Origin of the sequence: Paenibacillus sp. 2KB_22 (assembly GCF_052115745.1) — a bacterium.
GTDB lineage: Bacteria > Bacillota > Bacilli > Paenibacillales > Paenibacillaceae > Paenibacillus.
Map to the genome: position 1 here is coordinate 1 of NZ_JBFRHG010000022.1, position 836 is coordinate 836.

An 836-nucleotide genomic window follows, 5' to 3' on the forward strand; every position below is an offset into this window, starting at 1 on the left:
TTTGTAACTCCATGTGAGACGTCCCACAACCCCAAAGAGCAAGCTCTCTGGTTTGGGCTTCTCCGCGTTCGCTCGCCGCTACTGACGGAATCACTATTGTTTTCTCTTCCTCAGGGTACTTAGATGTTTCAGTTCCCCTGGTATGCCTCACACTAACCTATGTATTCAGTTAGGTGTAACTGGAAATTACCCCAGCTGGGTTTCCCCATTCGGACACCCCCGGATCAAAAGCTTGCTTACAGCTCCCCGAGGCAGTTTCGTTGTTCGCCACGTCCTTCATCGGCTCCTAGCGCCTAGGCATCCTCCGTGTGCTCTTAGTAGCTTAACCATTTTGTTCCGGTTTCGGTCGCTCGCTTCCCTTGGTTTGGACTGCGTCCAAATCCAAAAGTCGCTCTCACCCGATACCATCACAAAAGCAATTTAACTACCTTTATACACTTGACTTGTTTGCGCAAGTTCAGCTTAAAGGAATGTTCTAATTCGCATTTACTTTCGTTTCGATATCTAGTTTTCAAAGAACAAGCCAAATAGATGAAATTGTTTGGTGGAGCCAAGCGGGATCGAACCGCTGACCTCCTGCTTGCAAGGCAGGCGCTCTCCCAGCTGAGCTATGGCCCCTCAAATTCCATCAAAACTGAACAAATGGATAAGTAACTGAATTGCTGTGCAGGTTCTAAAGAACCTGCTTATTTGAATGTTTCCACTCGGGAAACGATTCTCCATAGAAAGGAGGTGATCCAGCCGCACCTTCCGATACGGCTACCTTGTTACGACTTCACCCCAATCATCTATCCCACCTTCGGCGGCTGGCTCCTTGCGGTTACCCCACCGACTTC

1 tRNA gene and 2 rRNA genes are annotated in these 836 nt (G+C 48.8%); all 3 read right to left on the reverse strand.

The features are described 5' to 3' along the window. Nucleotides 1–328, reverse strand: a 23S ribosomal RNA gene (locus AB4111_RS31060); the annotation flags it as partial. 214 nt (nucleotides 329–542) lie between these two features. Then, nucleotides 543–618: transfer RNA gene (locus tag AB4111_RS31065), tRNA-Ala, on the reverse strand. 107 nt (nucleotides 619–725) lie between these two features. Continuing rightward, nucleotides 726–836: ribosomal RNA gene (locus AB4111_RS31070) — 16S ribosomal RNA — on the reverse strand; the annotation flags it as partial.